Source organism: Brevundimonas sp. (assembly GCF_044336875.1).
GTDB lineage: Bacteria > Pseudomonadota > Alphaproteobacteria > Caulobacterales > Caulobacteraceae > Brevundimonas.
In genome coordinates this window covers 1-13155 of record NZ_JBIIOP010000011.1, presented here as the reverse complement: position 1 = coordinate 13155, position 13155 = coordinate 1, and the positions used below count along the sequence as shown (strand labels likewise).

At 67.8% G+C, this 13155-nt stretch carries 11 protein-coding genes; 3 read left to right on the top strand and 8 right to left on the bottom strand.

The annotated features are described in order from the left end of the window. Positions 1-111: 111 nt before the first annotated feature. Positions 112-3024, bottom strand: coding sequence for an isoleucine--tRNA ligase (ileS, locus tag ACIQ1T_RS12870; RefSeq protein ID WP_395944952.1), 2913 nt, complete (start codon positions 3022-3024; stop codon positions 112-114). A 279-nt stretch (positions 3025-3303) separates the two neighbouring features. Between ileS and ACIQ1T_RS12865 the strand changes: the two genes are divergently transcribed. Next, complete coding sequence (locus ACIQ1T_RS12865) at positions 3304-4182, top strand: hypothetical protein (RefSeq protein ID WP_395944951.1); 879 nt, start codon at positions 3304-3306, stop codon at positions 4180-4182. A gap of 130 nt (positions 4183-4312) precedes the next feature. On the opposite strand, the gene ACIQ1T_RS12860 is transcribed toward ACIQ1T_RS12865, so the two are convergent. The 6 genes from ACIQ1T_RS12860 to hfaA form a co-directional block, all read right to left on the bottom strand. Continuing rightward, entirely contained in the window at positions 4313-7198 is a 2886-nt protein-coding gene (locus ACIQ1T_RS12860; protein ID WP_395944950.1) for a M16 family metallopeptidase, read from the bottom strand. A gap of 190 nt (positions 7199-7388) precedes the next feature. Further along, entirely contained in the window at positions 7389-7799 is a 411-nt protein-coding gene (locus ACIQ1T_RS12855; protein WP_395944949.1) for a hypothetical protein, read from the bottom strand. A gap of 2 nt (positions 7800-7801) precedes the next feature. Further along, complete coding sequence (locus tag ACIQ1T_RS12850; protein ID WP_395944948.1) at positions 7802-8698, bottom strand: beta-1,6-N-acetylglucosaminyltransferase; 897 nt, start codon at positions 8696-8698, stop codon at positions 7802-7804. 234 nt (positions 8699-8932) lie between these two features. After that, the gene (hfaD, locus tag ACIQ1T_RS12845; protein WP_395944947.1) at positions 8933-10192 is read right to left on the bottom strand and encodes a holdfast anchor protein HfaD; all 1260 of its coding nucleotides are present in this window, start codon (positions 10190-10192) and stop codon (positions 8933-8935) included. Then, positions 10119-11138, bottom strand: a complete 1020-nt coding sequence (gene hfaB / locus ACIQ1T_RS12840) for a holdfast anchoring protein HfaB (RefSeq protein ID WP_395944946.1) — start codon at positions 11136-11138, stop codon at positions 10119-10121. Before hfaB ends, hfaD begins: the two co-directional genes overlap by 74 nt. Next, positions 11135-11572 (bottom strand): holdfast anchoring protein HfaA, encoded by a 438-nt coding sequence (gene hfaA, locus ACIQ1T_RS12835; protein WP_395944945.1) that lies wholly within the window; start codon positions 11570-11572, stop codon positions 11135-11137. Before hfaA ends, hfaB begins: the two co-directional genes overlap by 4 nt. Before the next feature lie 119 nt (positions 11573-11691). Here hfaA and ACIQ1T_RS12830 point away from each other — a divergent pair, with 119 nt between their 5' ends. Next, positions 11692-12360: a rhomboid family intramembrane serine protease gene (locus ACIQ1T_RS12830; protein WP_395944944.1), complete on the top strand. Its 669-nt coding sequence runs from the start codon at positions 11692-11694 to the stop codon at positions 12358-12360. Between the two features lie 92 nt (positions 12361-12452). Then, positions 12453-12893 (top strand): CBS domain-containing protein, encoded by a 441-nt coding sequence (locus tag ACIQ1T_RS12825; protein WP_395944943.1) that lies wholly within the window; start codon positions 12453-12455, stop codon positions 12891-12893. Positions 12894-12950: 57 nt separating this feature from the next. Here the strand turns inward: ACIQ1T_RS12825 and ACIQ1T_RS12820 are convergent. After that, a partial coding sequence (locus tag ACIQ1T_RS12820) for a hypothetical protein (protein WP_395944942.1) occupies positions 12951-13155 on the bottom strand: 205 nt, incomplete at its 5' end.

The following is a 13155-nucleotide window of genomic DNA, read 5'->3' as shown; positions in this document are numbered from 1 at the left end:
CGAGACACGTGATGATGGGGGAGGTTCGCGATCGGCGAAACCTCTCCCTCCGACCCTGGTTCGTTGCGCGACCGCCCGGCCACCTCCCCCGCGAGCGGGGGAGGGGCTGGATCACCCGTGCGTCTGGTCCCAATACCGGACCGCGTCGGCGTCGCGGGCCGAGAGGTCGGGGTATGCCGCGTCGGAACCGACGTCGGGGACGCGGCGCCAGGAGCGGGCGCATTTCGGATAGTCGGCGACGGCGACGACGGCGGTGATCGTCTCGCCGCCCTCGACCAGTTCGGCGCCCGAGGTGCGGAAGATTTCGGCGGCGTCTAGGCCGTCGAACGGGGCGAAGGCGCCGGCCGGGGCAGTGACCGTCGGCCAGGCGTCCAGGGCGCCGCCGATCAGCTTGTCGCGGCGCGCCGCCTCAAGCTGTTCGTTGACCACTTCAAGGACGGTGTTGATCGCGGCCCAACGCTCGGCCTCGGCCGGGTTGTGCCACTCGGTCGGGGTTTCCGGGATCACCCGCGCGCAGTTTGTGCCGGCGTCTGGGAAGCGGGTCGTCCAGGCCTCTTCCATCGTGAACGGGGTCAGGGGCGCCAGCCAGGCGGTCAGGCGGGAGAAGACCTCGTCCATCACGGTGCGGGCGGCGCGACGGCGCAGGCTGTCGGGACGGTCGCAGTAGAGGGCGTCCTTGCGGATGTCGAAATAGAGGGCCGAAAGGTCGTTGGAGCAGAACTCCAGCACCGGGCGGACGACGTCCTGGAAGCGGTATTCGGCGTAGGCGGCGCGGACCTGGGCGTCCAGTTCGTGCAGGCGGTGCAGAACGAACTTCTCCAGCGGCGGCATCTGGTCCAGCGGCAGGCGTTCGGCCTCGTCGAAGTCAGACAGGGCGCCCAGCAGATAGCGGACGGTGTTGCGCAGCTTGCGATAGGCGTCGACCGTGGTCTGCAGGATCTGTTTGCCGATCCGCTGGTCCTCGGAATAGTCGACCAGGGCCACCCACAGACGCAGGATGTCGGCGCCGCTCTCCTTGATGATGGTCAGGGGATCGGTGGTGTTGCCCTTGGACTTGGACATCTTCTCCCCCTTCTCGTCGAGGGTGAAGCCGTGGGTCAGGACCGCCTTGAACGGGGCGCGGCCGCGGGTGCCGCAGCCCTCCAGCAGGGACGACTGGAACCAGCCGCGGTGCTGGTCGGAGCCTTCCAGATAGAGGTCGGCCGGCCAGTGGGCCGGGCGGTCGCCGGCATAGCCGTTCTCCGGCAGGCGCGGGTCCAGGGTGAAGGCGTGGGTCGAGCCGGAATCGAACCAGACGTCGAGGATGTCCTCGACCTTCTCGTAGCGGGCCGGGTCGTGGGCGCCGAGGAAGTCGGCGTCCGGCGCGGTGAACCAGATGTCGGCGCCCTGTTCGGCGACGGCGGCGACGATGCGGGCGTCGACCTCGGCGTCATGCAGGGGCTGGCCGGTCTGTTTGTCGATGAACATGGCCAGGGGCGTGCCCCAGGCGCGCTGGCGGCTGACCAGCCAGTCGGGACGGCCCTCGACCATCGAACGGATGCGGTTGCGACCGGCGGCGGGGTGGAAGGCCGTGTCGTCGATGGCTTTCAACCCCGTCTCGCGCAGGGTGTCGCCGGACTTCAGCGGTTCGTCCATGCGGATGAACCACTGGGGCGTGTTGCGGAAGATGATCGGGGCCTTCGACCGCCACGAATGGGGATAGGAGTGTTCCAGCCGGCCGCGCGCCAGCAGGTTTCCGGCCTCGATCAGCTTTTCCATCACCGCGCCGTTGGCGGGGCCGAACTTGCCCGTCTTCTTGCCCTCGGTTTCGAGCACCTTCAGGCCCGCGAACAGGGGGACAGAGGGGTAGTAGGCGCCGTCCGGGTCGACCGTGTCCGGCACCTCGTGATGACCGTGGGCCTTCCAGACCTCGAAGTCGTCGGCGCCGTGGCCCGGGGCGGTGTGGACGAAGCCGGTGCCCGCGTCGTCGGTGACGTGGTCGCCCGCCAGAAGGGGCACGGAGAAGCCGTAGCCGCTGTCGAGGGCCGCCAGCGGGTGGGCGGTTTCCAGGCCCGAGGGATTGATGTCGTAGACGCGGGTCCACGTGGCGATCTTCGCAGCGCGAAACACTTCTTCGGCCAGTTTGTCGGCGATGATCAGGCGGTCGCCCGGCTTGGCCCAGGGGGCGAACTCCAGCCCCTCTTCCATGGCCGTGACCTCATAGAGGCCATAGGCGATCTCGGGGCCGTAGCTGATGGCGCGGTTGGCCGGGATGGTCCAGGGCGTGGTCGTCCAGATGACGATGGACGGGGTGCTGGAGCGGAAGGCCAGCAGGTCGTCGGGATGATCGTCCGACACGCCCGTGACCGGGAACTTGACCCAGATCGTCGGGCTGACGTGGTCGTGGTATTCGATCTCGGCGTCGGCAAGCGCCGTGCGCTCGACCGGCGACCACATGACGGGCTTGGAGCCGCGATACAGCTGGCCCGAGTTCTTGAACTTGTGGAATTCGGCGACGATGGCCGCCTCGGACGTGAAGTCCATGGTGGCGTAGCGGTTGGCGAAGTCGCCGGTGATGCCCAGGCGTTTGAACTGGTCGCGCTGCAGGTCGATGTATTTGCCGGCGTATTCGCGGCAGGCGGCGCGGAATTCGTCCTTGGAGACCTCGTCCTTGCGGCGGCCCTTGGCGCGGAACTGTTCCTCGATCTTCCACTCGATCGGCAGGCCGTGGCAGTCCCAGCCGGGGACATAGTCGACGTCATAGCCCAGCAGGAAGCGGCTGCGGACCACGAAGTCCTTCAGCGTCTTGTTCAGGGCGTGGCCGATATGGATGTCGCCGTTGGCGTAGGGCGGGCCGTCGTGCAGGACGTAGAGGGGGGCGTTCTGCTTCTGGCGTTCGGCGCGCAGGGTTCCATAGAGGTCGCCCCACTGTTCCAGAATGACCGGCTCCTTCTGGGGCAGGCCGCCGCGCATCGGGAAGGGGGTCTCCGGCAGGAAGACGGTGTCGCGATAGTCGCGGGCGGTGGATTCGGGGGCGTCGGCCATAGGTCGTCTCGGCGTCTTTAGGTTTACGTTCGCGTGTCGATCCCGGCGTGCACGGGGCCAAGTGGCCCAGAGGCGCTACGCCGGGCGGCTAATCGAAATCAGGCGAATGGAGACGCGGACGGTCATTGTGGGGCGGTCTAGCAGACGGATGCGGCATCGCGCCATCCCCGAAGACTTCGCCGTCTCAACGGAAACGAAAGGCTTTTGCCGTCTTGGTTAAGGTTGGATCGCCCGGAGTCTCGTCCGGACGACAGGATTTTTCGTTCGGGAGTCCCGCCGATGCGGCAGCGGATCAGGAATTGGATGCTGGGCCTGGCGGCCGGATTCGCCATGATGGCGGGCGCCGGCGTGGCCGCAGCCCAGTGCACCGGCTGCGAGCCCCCGCCCTGCACCAGCTGCGAACCGCCCCCGCCGCCGGAGATTCCGGGCTGCGGCAACGGCGGCTCATGCGGCGGCCCGCCCGGCGGCGGAAACTGGAATTCCAGCACCAACGTCAATGTGAACGTCAATGTTGGCGCCGGCGCCAACGCCAACGCCGGGGCGACCGCCGGTTCGCGCGGCTTCGTCAATGCGCGCGGCTATGCGGGTGGATACGGTTACGGCGGGGGCGGCGGCGCGGCCTATGTGACCGTGGACCAGCCCTATCCGACCACCATCCAGGGTCTGGCCGTCGACGGCGTGGCCCAGGCGGTGCGCACCCCCTTCACCGCCTATCGCCGCTCGATGAAGCGGGTCGTGATCCAGGCCGTCTGCATCGACGACCGCTCGGTGCCGCATCCGGCCTCGCAGGTTCGTCCCGATCGCGAGATCGCGGAAGGCTATGAGGGCGAGATCTATCGCTGTCTGTCGGGCACCTGGCTGCAGGCGACCATCGCCGACTATGCCGGCGACATCAATTTCGACCACGGCACGACCCTGACCTGCAAGAAGCACGAGGCCCTGTGGTTCGGCGGCGAAGGCCGGCTGGAATGCCGTCCCGAGAAGGCCGAACGCGACTGCAACGAACGTTCGCTGCTGCGTCGCTACGGCGCCGGGGTGAAGATCCTGACGATGTATCGCGAAGAGGAATACACCGAGTACCGCGAGGAACAGGCCCAAAGCACGGTCATCACCGGGGCGATCACCCTGGACGGCGGCGTCGGCGGCCGGGTGTTCTGAACGGGAGCCGTACCGGACCGTTCAGGCGCGGCTCAGGCCGCGCAGGCGAACATAAGATCGTCGGCTTCTCCGTCGACGATCCTGAAGACTGGCCCCGGTTCGTGCGCGCGAACCGGGGCCTTTTTCTTGCCTACTGAGCGGCAGCCTTGTCGGAGACAACTTCGGCGCGCCAGGCCTTGTCAGCCGTCAGGTATTGCTGCGCCAGACGCTGCAGGTCGGCCGGCGTGACGGCTTCCAGCACCGCGATATTGTTGCGGGTCTGGTCCAGAGAGGCCGGGTTGGACTGGGCCTCGGACAGCTGACCCAGCCAGTAGCCGTTGTCGGCCATGCTGCGGCGCAGGCGTTCGACGGCGGGCAGGCGGGCTCGGTTCAGTTCGTCGGCATCCACCGGCTTGTCGCGCAGGTCGGCGACGATGACGTCGACGGCGTCGAACAGCTTGTTCAGGGACTCCGGCGGCACCTCGGCGGCGACAGCCAGATAGCCGTAGCCGGGGAAGGTGTCCGAGCTGCTGGAGCTGGCGCTGGGCGAATAGGCGATGCCCTGTTTCTCGCGGATCTCCTCGTTCAGGCGCAGTTGCAGCACGGCCGACAGGATCGACAGCTGACGCGCCGTGGTGCGGTCGGCGATCTGGTCGGTGGTCGGCCAGGCGACGAAGCCCAGGGCCTGTTCGGCCTGGCCCGTGTGGGTCAGGCGGATCGGGGTCGCGGTCGGGGCCGGGAAGCGACGCTGATCCGAACCGGCAGGCGGGGTCGGCGCCGGGCCGCGCGAGGGCAGGGCGGCGAAGGTCGAGCCGACGGCGGCGATGACCGCGTCCACATCGACGTCGCCGACGACGGTGATCTCGACCGGACCCTGGGCCAGGGCGGCCTTGATCTGCTCGCGCAGGGGCTCGATCTCTACCGACTGGAACTGTTCGACCGTCGGGGTGGCGGCGCGCTTGTCGCCGCCGGCCAGCAATTCGCCGGCCTGCAGACCGAAGGCGCCGCCTGGGGTGGCGGCCCTCTGCTCCAGACCATGCGGATAGGAGGCCTTGGCGCGTTCCAGCGGGGCGGGACGCAGACCCGGATCGGTCAGGAAGGCGGCCAGGATCTGAAGCTCGAGCTGCAGATCCTCGGGGCGGGTCGCACCGCTGAAGCTATAGCTGTCGCCGCCCTGGCTGACGCTGGAGGAAACCACATGGCCGGCGAGGACGCGGTCGGCCTCGTCCACCGTCAGCTTGCCCAGACCGCCGGCGTTCAGAACCGTGTTGGCGGCGAACAGGGGCGAGAAGCGGTCGGCGGGCAGGCCCAGGCCGCCGATACCGGTGGTGGCGCCGATCAGGATCTGGTCAGCGCGGAAGTCGGTCTTCTTGATGTTCAGAAGCGTGCCGTTCGGGAAGGCGACCAGGGTCGCGCCCAGGTCGGCGACCTCGGTGCGCGACGACGGGACGGCCGGGGCGCCGAAGTCGGCATAGGGCCATTCCAGCGCGGCTTGATCCGAAGGCGCGGCGACCGGAACCTGACGCGAGGCCTCAAGCGCTGCGGTGACCGCAGCCTCGCCGCCCTCGACCGGGACCGGGCTGGTGAACAGGACCAGCGGCCCCTGCCCCTCGAAGACCGGGCGGACGGCGGCGTCGACCTGTTCGGGCGTCAGGTCGGCGACGATCCGCTCGAACTGGGCCAGACTCTCGGCCGGGGCGGTGAAGACGGTGTCGCCGTTGACCGCGTTCAGCAGGGCGCCGGCCAGGGCCGGGGTCGAGCGGGTGGCGGCGGTGGCCACGGCGTTCTGCAGGCTGGTGCGGTATTCGGTGATCTCGCGTTGCAGCTCTGGCGCGGTGACGCCGTACTGGGTCAGGCGGCGCGCCTCCTGTTCCGTGGTCTCCAGGGCCCGCTTCCATTCACCGGGGGTGAAGGCGACCGACAGAATGCCCGCGTCCAGGCTGTCGTACAGGGACTGATAGCCGGCGCCGGCGCCGAGGAAGGGCGGATTGTCGGCGCGGGCCATCTCGCCCAGGCGGCGGTTCAGCACGGCCAGACCCAGGCTGCGGCGGATGGATTCCGCGCGTTCAGCGAAGCTGTCGGGATCCAGGTCCGGCGCCTTGATCCAGTTGATCTGGATCGAGGACTGAACGCCGGGCTCGACGATGATGCTGGTCTCGGGCTGGCGCGGGGCGACCACGCCCAGATCGGGCTCGGGACCGTCGGCGGCCTTGGGCGTCCAGTCGGCGAAGGCGCCGCGGATCTTGGCCTCCATCGCATCCACGTCGAAGTCGCCCACGGCGATGAAGGTGGCGCGCGAGGGGCGGTAATAGGCGTCGTAGAAGTCGACAAACCGGTCGCGCGGGGCGGTGCGGATCACCTCCAGATCGCCGATCGGCAGGCGTTGCGACAGGCGCTGGCCGGGCGCCAGCAGGGCCAGCTGGGTCTTCAGCACCCGCATCTGCGGACTGTTGCGGCTGCGCTCCTCGCCGACGATGACGCCGCGCTCGGCGTCGATGGCGTCGGCGGCCATCAGGGCGTCGCCCATCATCTCGCGCATGACGTGGAGCGAGGCGTCGACCGTCTCGTCCTTGGTGTTCGGCAGTTCCAGCATATAGGCGGTCTGCTCGAAGCTGGTGAAGGCGTTGGTGTCGGCGCCGAAGGCCAGGCCCAGACGTTCGAGGATGCGCAGCATCTCGTTCTCGGGAATGTCCTTGGTGCCGTTGAAGGCCATGTGCTCCATGAAGTGGGCCAGACCCTGCTGGTCGTCCCGCTCCATCAGCGAACCGGCGTCGATCCGCAGCCGGAACGAGGCCTGGCCCGGCGGAGTGGCGTTCTTCAGCAGGGCGTAGCGCATTCCGTTGGGCAGCAGGCCGTAGCGCACGGCCGGATCGGCGGGAATGTCGCTGGCGGCCTGAGCCCAGGGATCGGAGGGGGCGACCTGCTGGGTCTGAACGGCGGCGGGCGACGTGAAGGCCAGTGCGGGGGCGGCGAAGGCGCCGGTCGACAGGGCCAGGCTGGAGGCCGCGACAAGCAGCAGGCGACGCGCAGAACGCATGAGATCACTCCGATAAACCGCAAACCCCCGATGGCGCGACGGAACTGGAGTAGGGGAGGGCGGCGGCGGGGGCAAGGCGGCGTCGGGTTCGCAGGCCTGTCTCTCTTCTCGTGAGTGAGCGAGCTTGAGTTTTTCGGCGTCAAGGTCCCCTCCCCACAAAGTGAGGAAGGGACGGGGTGTCTGATCCGGGTCAGTTCAGTGCGCGGGATGTTGTGGCAAGGGACGTGGGCAAAAGCGCCGCGTCCGTTCCGCATACCGCCGAAGGGATGTCGTCGCGCCATTGCCTGTCCTGGCTGGCGTCAGGCGCGCCGAGCGCATCCGCCATCGCCAGCAACAGGGCGGGGCGGCGGGCCGAGGCGATGGCCTCGGCGTCCGAGCCGATCCGGGTCTGACCGGACGGACGCCGCGCCTCATCGCGCAGCCTGGTGATCAGCGCGGCGAGATGGCCCTCGCCCTTGGCCGCGTCCATCACCGCAGCATGGGTTCGCGCCTGGCCCAGGCGTTGCGGCACCGGGTCGAGTTCGTTCGGCCGCGCCTGGACGCGTTGCGCCATCCGGATCAGGTCGTTGGCGTAAAGCCGCACATAGTTTTCTTCGATCATGGTCAGGCCGCCTGTCGTTCGGTCGGAGGAAGGGTGGAGATCGACGCCAGGGCGGGACCGTCGTGCGCCTCGGCCCTGATGTGGTTTTCCAGATGGGTCAGGACGTCGGCGTCCACCTCGGCGTCGAACTTGCGCGCGAACAGATCCTTGCCCGCCGTCAGCGGTTCCGCATCCGCCATGGTATAGGTGCGGGGCCGCAGCTTGATCGCCCCGTCCGGCACCCAGTCGATGCGGCGTAGGTCGTCGCCGACGACCTCGCCGTGCGTCGCGGTATTCATCATCACCGTCTGGAAGAAGCCCTCGTCGGCGATGAAACTGTTCCGATAGAAGGCCTTGAACCGGTCCGCCTGCGGGTCGTGGCAGACGAATTCGCAGAAGCGCCGGCTGACGATCATCCACTGATTGCCGATATAGGGCGTCGCGCCGCGCAGGAAGGGGCGCGGGAAGGGCGTGCGGACCACGCGGTTGCGCCGCTCGACCACATAGTGGCGCACCCTGTTCATGGTGTCCGAGCGGACGATGGCCTGATTGACCGCGCGGATGAATTCCTTGCCGCGATGGCGGGCCAGGAAGGCGCGGATGAAGCTCTGGGACTTGAGCGGAAAATCCTGGCCGCTCAGATTGATGAAGAACTCCCAGTCCACGCCCATTTCCAGCAGCTTGGCCATGCCGCGCAGTTCCGCGTCGACCAGACTGTAGCCGCCCCACAGCGCCGGGCGGCGCTCCAGCATGGCGGCGTTCGGATAGGCCGAGAGGAAGGTCTCGATCTGCGCCGCGACGCTGGCGTCGGCATTGGCGTCGACATGGACGACATAGTGGTGGGCGGGGTGGTGGATGGCCTTGAACAGGCGCTCGAACTGGTCGGGGAAGCGATGGACCAGCAGCAGATAGGCGATCATGCCGACCGCCGATCACTCAGACGCGCGAAAACGGGCGACACGCGAGCGTGACGGACGAACAGCTCGATGAGCCATGTCATGGGCGATTTTTTTCGAAGGGTGATCAAACCGGGGCGGATCGACCGTCACCCAAGACGGCTCACCCTCGGCGACCATCGTCGCATATGGGGACGGATCGCCGAATTGCGAGTCTGGAAGGCGTTCGGGGCTGACGAGACCCCTCCGCCGTCGATCTCAGCCGCCCGGACGGCTCACGTAGAAGGTCGCGCTGTTGCCGACGGCGTTGGCGCCGACCACGGCCGCGCGGCCGGCGCCGATGGTGGTTGTCGCCGTGGCCGAGACATTGCCGTTGTTGACCTGGTTGTTGGTGAAGTTCACCTCGCCGCCGCATTGCGAGCAGGCGTATCCGGTCACGCTGTTGCCGACGGCGTCGGCGCCGACATAGGTGTCGTAGCCGTTGACCCCGATCGAGACGGCGCTCGCCTCGACTCCGCCCGAGTTCAGCTGGGTGTTGTCCAGTTCCAGATAGATGTCGTTGTTGCCGGCGATCACCTCGTTGGCGACGGCGCGGGCCGAGACGACGGTCTCGCCCTGAAGATTGGTCTGGGCCTGGGTGAAGGCGCGGACGCGGCCCTGGTTGTTCTGGTTGGTGTTGGCGACCATCGAACCGCCGGCGTTATAGAGCACGGTCTGGTTGGCGCCGGCGTTTGCGCGGGCGGCCAGGTTCCAGGCGTTGTCGACATAGACGTCGGTGCGGGCCTCGGTCGTCGAGGGGCTGTTGGTCTGGCGGATCGCCAGGTTCTGGTGTGAGGCCCCCGTGGTGGAGGTCTGGACCGCATTGGCCATGGCCTGGGCCGAAAAGTCGCCCTGGGCGGGAATATACTGCACGTCGGCGACCGTCTCGGCAAAGACCGTGGTCTGGGCCGACTGGGCGACCGTGCCGGTGATCGAGGAGGACGGACCGCCCAGGGCGACGCTGTTGGCGACGGCCAGAGATCCGCCGGCCATACCGCCGAGAACGTGGGCTGTGGGGGCGTCGATGTCGGTCGTGGCCTCGACGCGGTCGCCGTTCGCGGTCTGGGCGGCGTCGAGGGCGAAGGTCGCGCCGTCGGTGGTGACGCCGAGGTAATTGGCCCGCGCATCGGTGGTCGTGGCGATCGCGCCCTCCGACTCGCCGTTCAGGATCAGGGTGGTCTCAGCCCGCGTCGAACCGCTCATCGTCTGGCGCGAGGTCAGGGCGCCGGATGAATCCTCGATCCCGCCCGCCAGCGAGTTGCCGCGCGCGTTAGTGCTGACCTCGAGCTGGTCGACGGCGACGTTCAGGTTCACCGTCCCGGTGACGTCGCCGTTCTGGGTCTGGGTGCTGGAGCAGGTGGAGCCGGTCTCTGGATCGCAGAGCGGCGTTTCCTGCGCGGTCGCCTCAGTAGCGAGAAGGGCGAACGTCGCCGTCGCGGCGATCATGCCAGCGAGACGGATCGGCGCGGGTCTGGCCATTGTTCGTCTCCGTAGTGGGGTAGGCCGGATAATAGCCGCCGGTCGGACCGACAGCGGAATCGCCAAGCGGATCGTTGGCGGCGTTGAGGCAGATCTCGGGGCCGGGGGCCCCGTAGAGGTTGGCCATGAACTCGACCGTGGCCCGTTCGACCAGGGCGCGGACGGCCAGCTGGGTCGGCTCCATTCCGCCGGACCCGGCCGAGATGTCGAAGACATTGCCGTTCAGGAAGTCGAACACCCCGGCCGAGATCTCGCGGCCGATGATCTGCTTCTGATACGAGACGACATCGACGACCTCGAGGGTGGTGGTCTGGACCAGACGCAGGTCCATGGCGATGTTCATCACATAGGTGCGGTGGGTGGCGATGCCCGAGCCGGGACGGTCGCTGTCGACCTCGCCCACGGCGGCGTCGAACCCGCCCGAGCGGATATTGTAGTTCACCTCGGTGATGCCGCCGACGATGTAGAAGTCCGAGCCGGGCACCTGGCCGGCCAGGATGCGGCGGTACTGGGTGTCTTCCGGACCCTGGGCGCCGGGGGCGCTGTCGCCGATCAGCTTGTTGTTGGCGTAGCGCAGCTCCAGCTCCGACACCGAGGTGTCGTAGCGTTCGACGATTCGGGCCCCGGCCTTGGCCAGGGCGGAGTTGGCCATCAGCGAGGCGCCGCCGGTGATCTGGCGGCCGCCGTCCGAAGAGACTGTGCCGGTGTAGTCGCTGATCCGACCCACGGCCATGCGCGGCGAGGGCAGATTGTAGCGCCGGGCGTAGTCGGCCAGGCAATACAGAGCGGTAGAATAGGGGGTCGGGTTGGCGGTGACCGGCGCATTGCCGATCGGCGTGGCGTACTGGCCCGACGGCCCGGCGACCGGGCTGACGCAGCCGGCGAGCAGCAGGGCGGCCGCGGTGGCGGCTATGGCGCCGGTGCGGGTGAGGAGGCGACGGCTCATGGCAGGGTGATGTTTCCGTTGAGAGCCGTCCCGGCGTTGACGTCGCCGGTGTTGGTCTGTTTCGAATTGACGATGACGGTGTTCCAGCTGCCCTGGACCACGACGTTCAACTGGTTGCCGATGGCGGTGGAGCCGCCGATGGTCGAGCCGCCGCCGTTGGACGAGCCCGCCCCGGCGTAGGCCGAGGCGACGCCGCCGGACTGGCTGGAATAGGAAGAGGCGCCGGACTGGATGATGCCGTTGACGATCAGCCGGTTGCCGTTGGCGTCACGGGTCGATCCGGTGGTGGCGGTATTGGTCGTGCTGCGGGCCGCGCCGTAGCCCTGCTGGAACCGGGCGGCGCCGGCCGAGCCCGTGGACTGGGCGGCGGAGAGGGTCGGGGCGGCCATGACGAGCAGGGCCGCGACGGGAGCGATCAGCCTGTTGACCGGCATTTTTGGGACTCCTCGCGCGCAGACGGACGACGGACCGAAGGCACGATCCGCACCGCAACCTGCGTTAAGGATGTTAAGAAGCGCTTGAGATCGCGGAAATCGTTGCGCATGGGTGGGCCATGTCTGATCCAGAAGGCCGATTCGACGGCACGCAGAACGAGAGGATGTTCAACGCCCCCGTAACGGTGGTGTTGATCGCCCTGTCCATGCCGGCGCTCTTCTTCTTCCAGCGTCAATTGCCGGACATGGGAGCCAGCATGGCCTTCGCGCCCAGCGATCTGCAGGATGGACGCTGGGGCGGGCTGTTCACCGCCATGCTGCTGCACGCGGGATGGACCCATGCCATCATGAACGCCATCGCCGCCCTGGCCTTCGGCGCGCCGGTGGCCCGTCTGTTCGGCGACCGGATCGGACCGACCGTCTTCCTGCTCTTCTATATAGGGTGCGGCGTGATCGCAGCCCTGGGTTATGGTCTGGTCCACTGGGGCTCGACCGAGCCCATGGTGGGGGCGTCCGGCGCCGTCTTCGGCCTGATCGGGGCGGCGACCCGTCTGATGGGCGGGCGAGGGCGGCTGCTGGGCCTGTTCGACCGGCGGGTGATCGGGGCCTCGATCGCCTGGATGGCGGTCAACGCCGTCACCGGGCTGATCGGCTATGCGCCCGGCGCCGAGGGCGCGCGTATCGCCTGGGAGGCGCACGCCTTCGGCTTCGTCGCCGGCCTGCTTCTTATAGGGCCGCTGGCGCGGGCGTTCGGCAAGGGGCCGGCGCCTGCCGAAACCGAGGTTTGATTCTCTCCGCCCGCTGAGCGATCATCGTTCGCGAGCGGCCCTGTCGCCATTCCGGCCCCGCGGTCGTCTCTAATCCTAGAGAAGGAGCCGCGATGTTCGTCGCCGAGATCCTCAAGACCAAGGGAAACGCCGTCTTCTCCATCGCGCCCGACCTGGCGCTGGCCCAGGCCTGCGGGGAACTGGAGCGAAGACGCGTCGGGGCGCTGGTCGTCTGCGCCAGGGTCGGGGATGGCGAATCCGTCGTCGGCGTCTTCTCCGAAAGGGATGTGGTGAAGGCCCTGGCGGTCGACGGACCCGACGCCCTTGGTCGTCCCGTCTCCGACTATATGTCGTCGAAGGTGATCTTCGCCGCCCCGAACGAGGCGATGTCCACCCTGATGAGTCGAATGACCGACCGGCGGATTCGCCATTTGCCGGTGGTCGACGACGGTCGGCTGGTCGGGGTGGTGTCGATCGGCGACGTGGTCAAATGCCAGATCGAGGATCATGCGCGAGAGGCTGAAAGCCTTAGAACCTATATAGCGGCTGGCTGAGCGGGGCGCCGACATGGGTTCGCCGATTCCGACTCCGTCAGTTTTTTCATTGATTGGTCAGAATCCGGTTGCGGTCAAAAAGGGTGGCCCGTATAGAGCCGCCTCGCTCGGAAACGGGCCGGCCCGGAGGGCTTCGGAGACTGAGGTTTCCGGGGAAATCGGGGGAAGAAAGAGTTGAAAAACTTCTTGCTTTCCTGGGTTGGTTTCAATAGGTTCCGCGCTCCAATCGAATCGCCGAACGGTTAAGAGGAAGGCCTCTGCG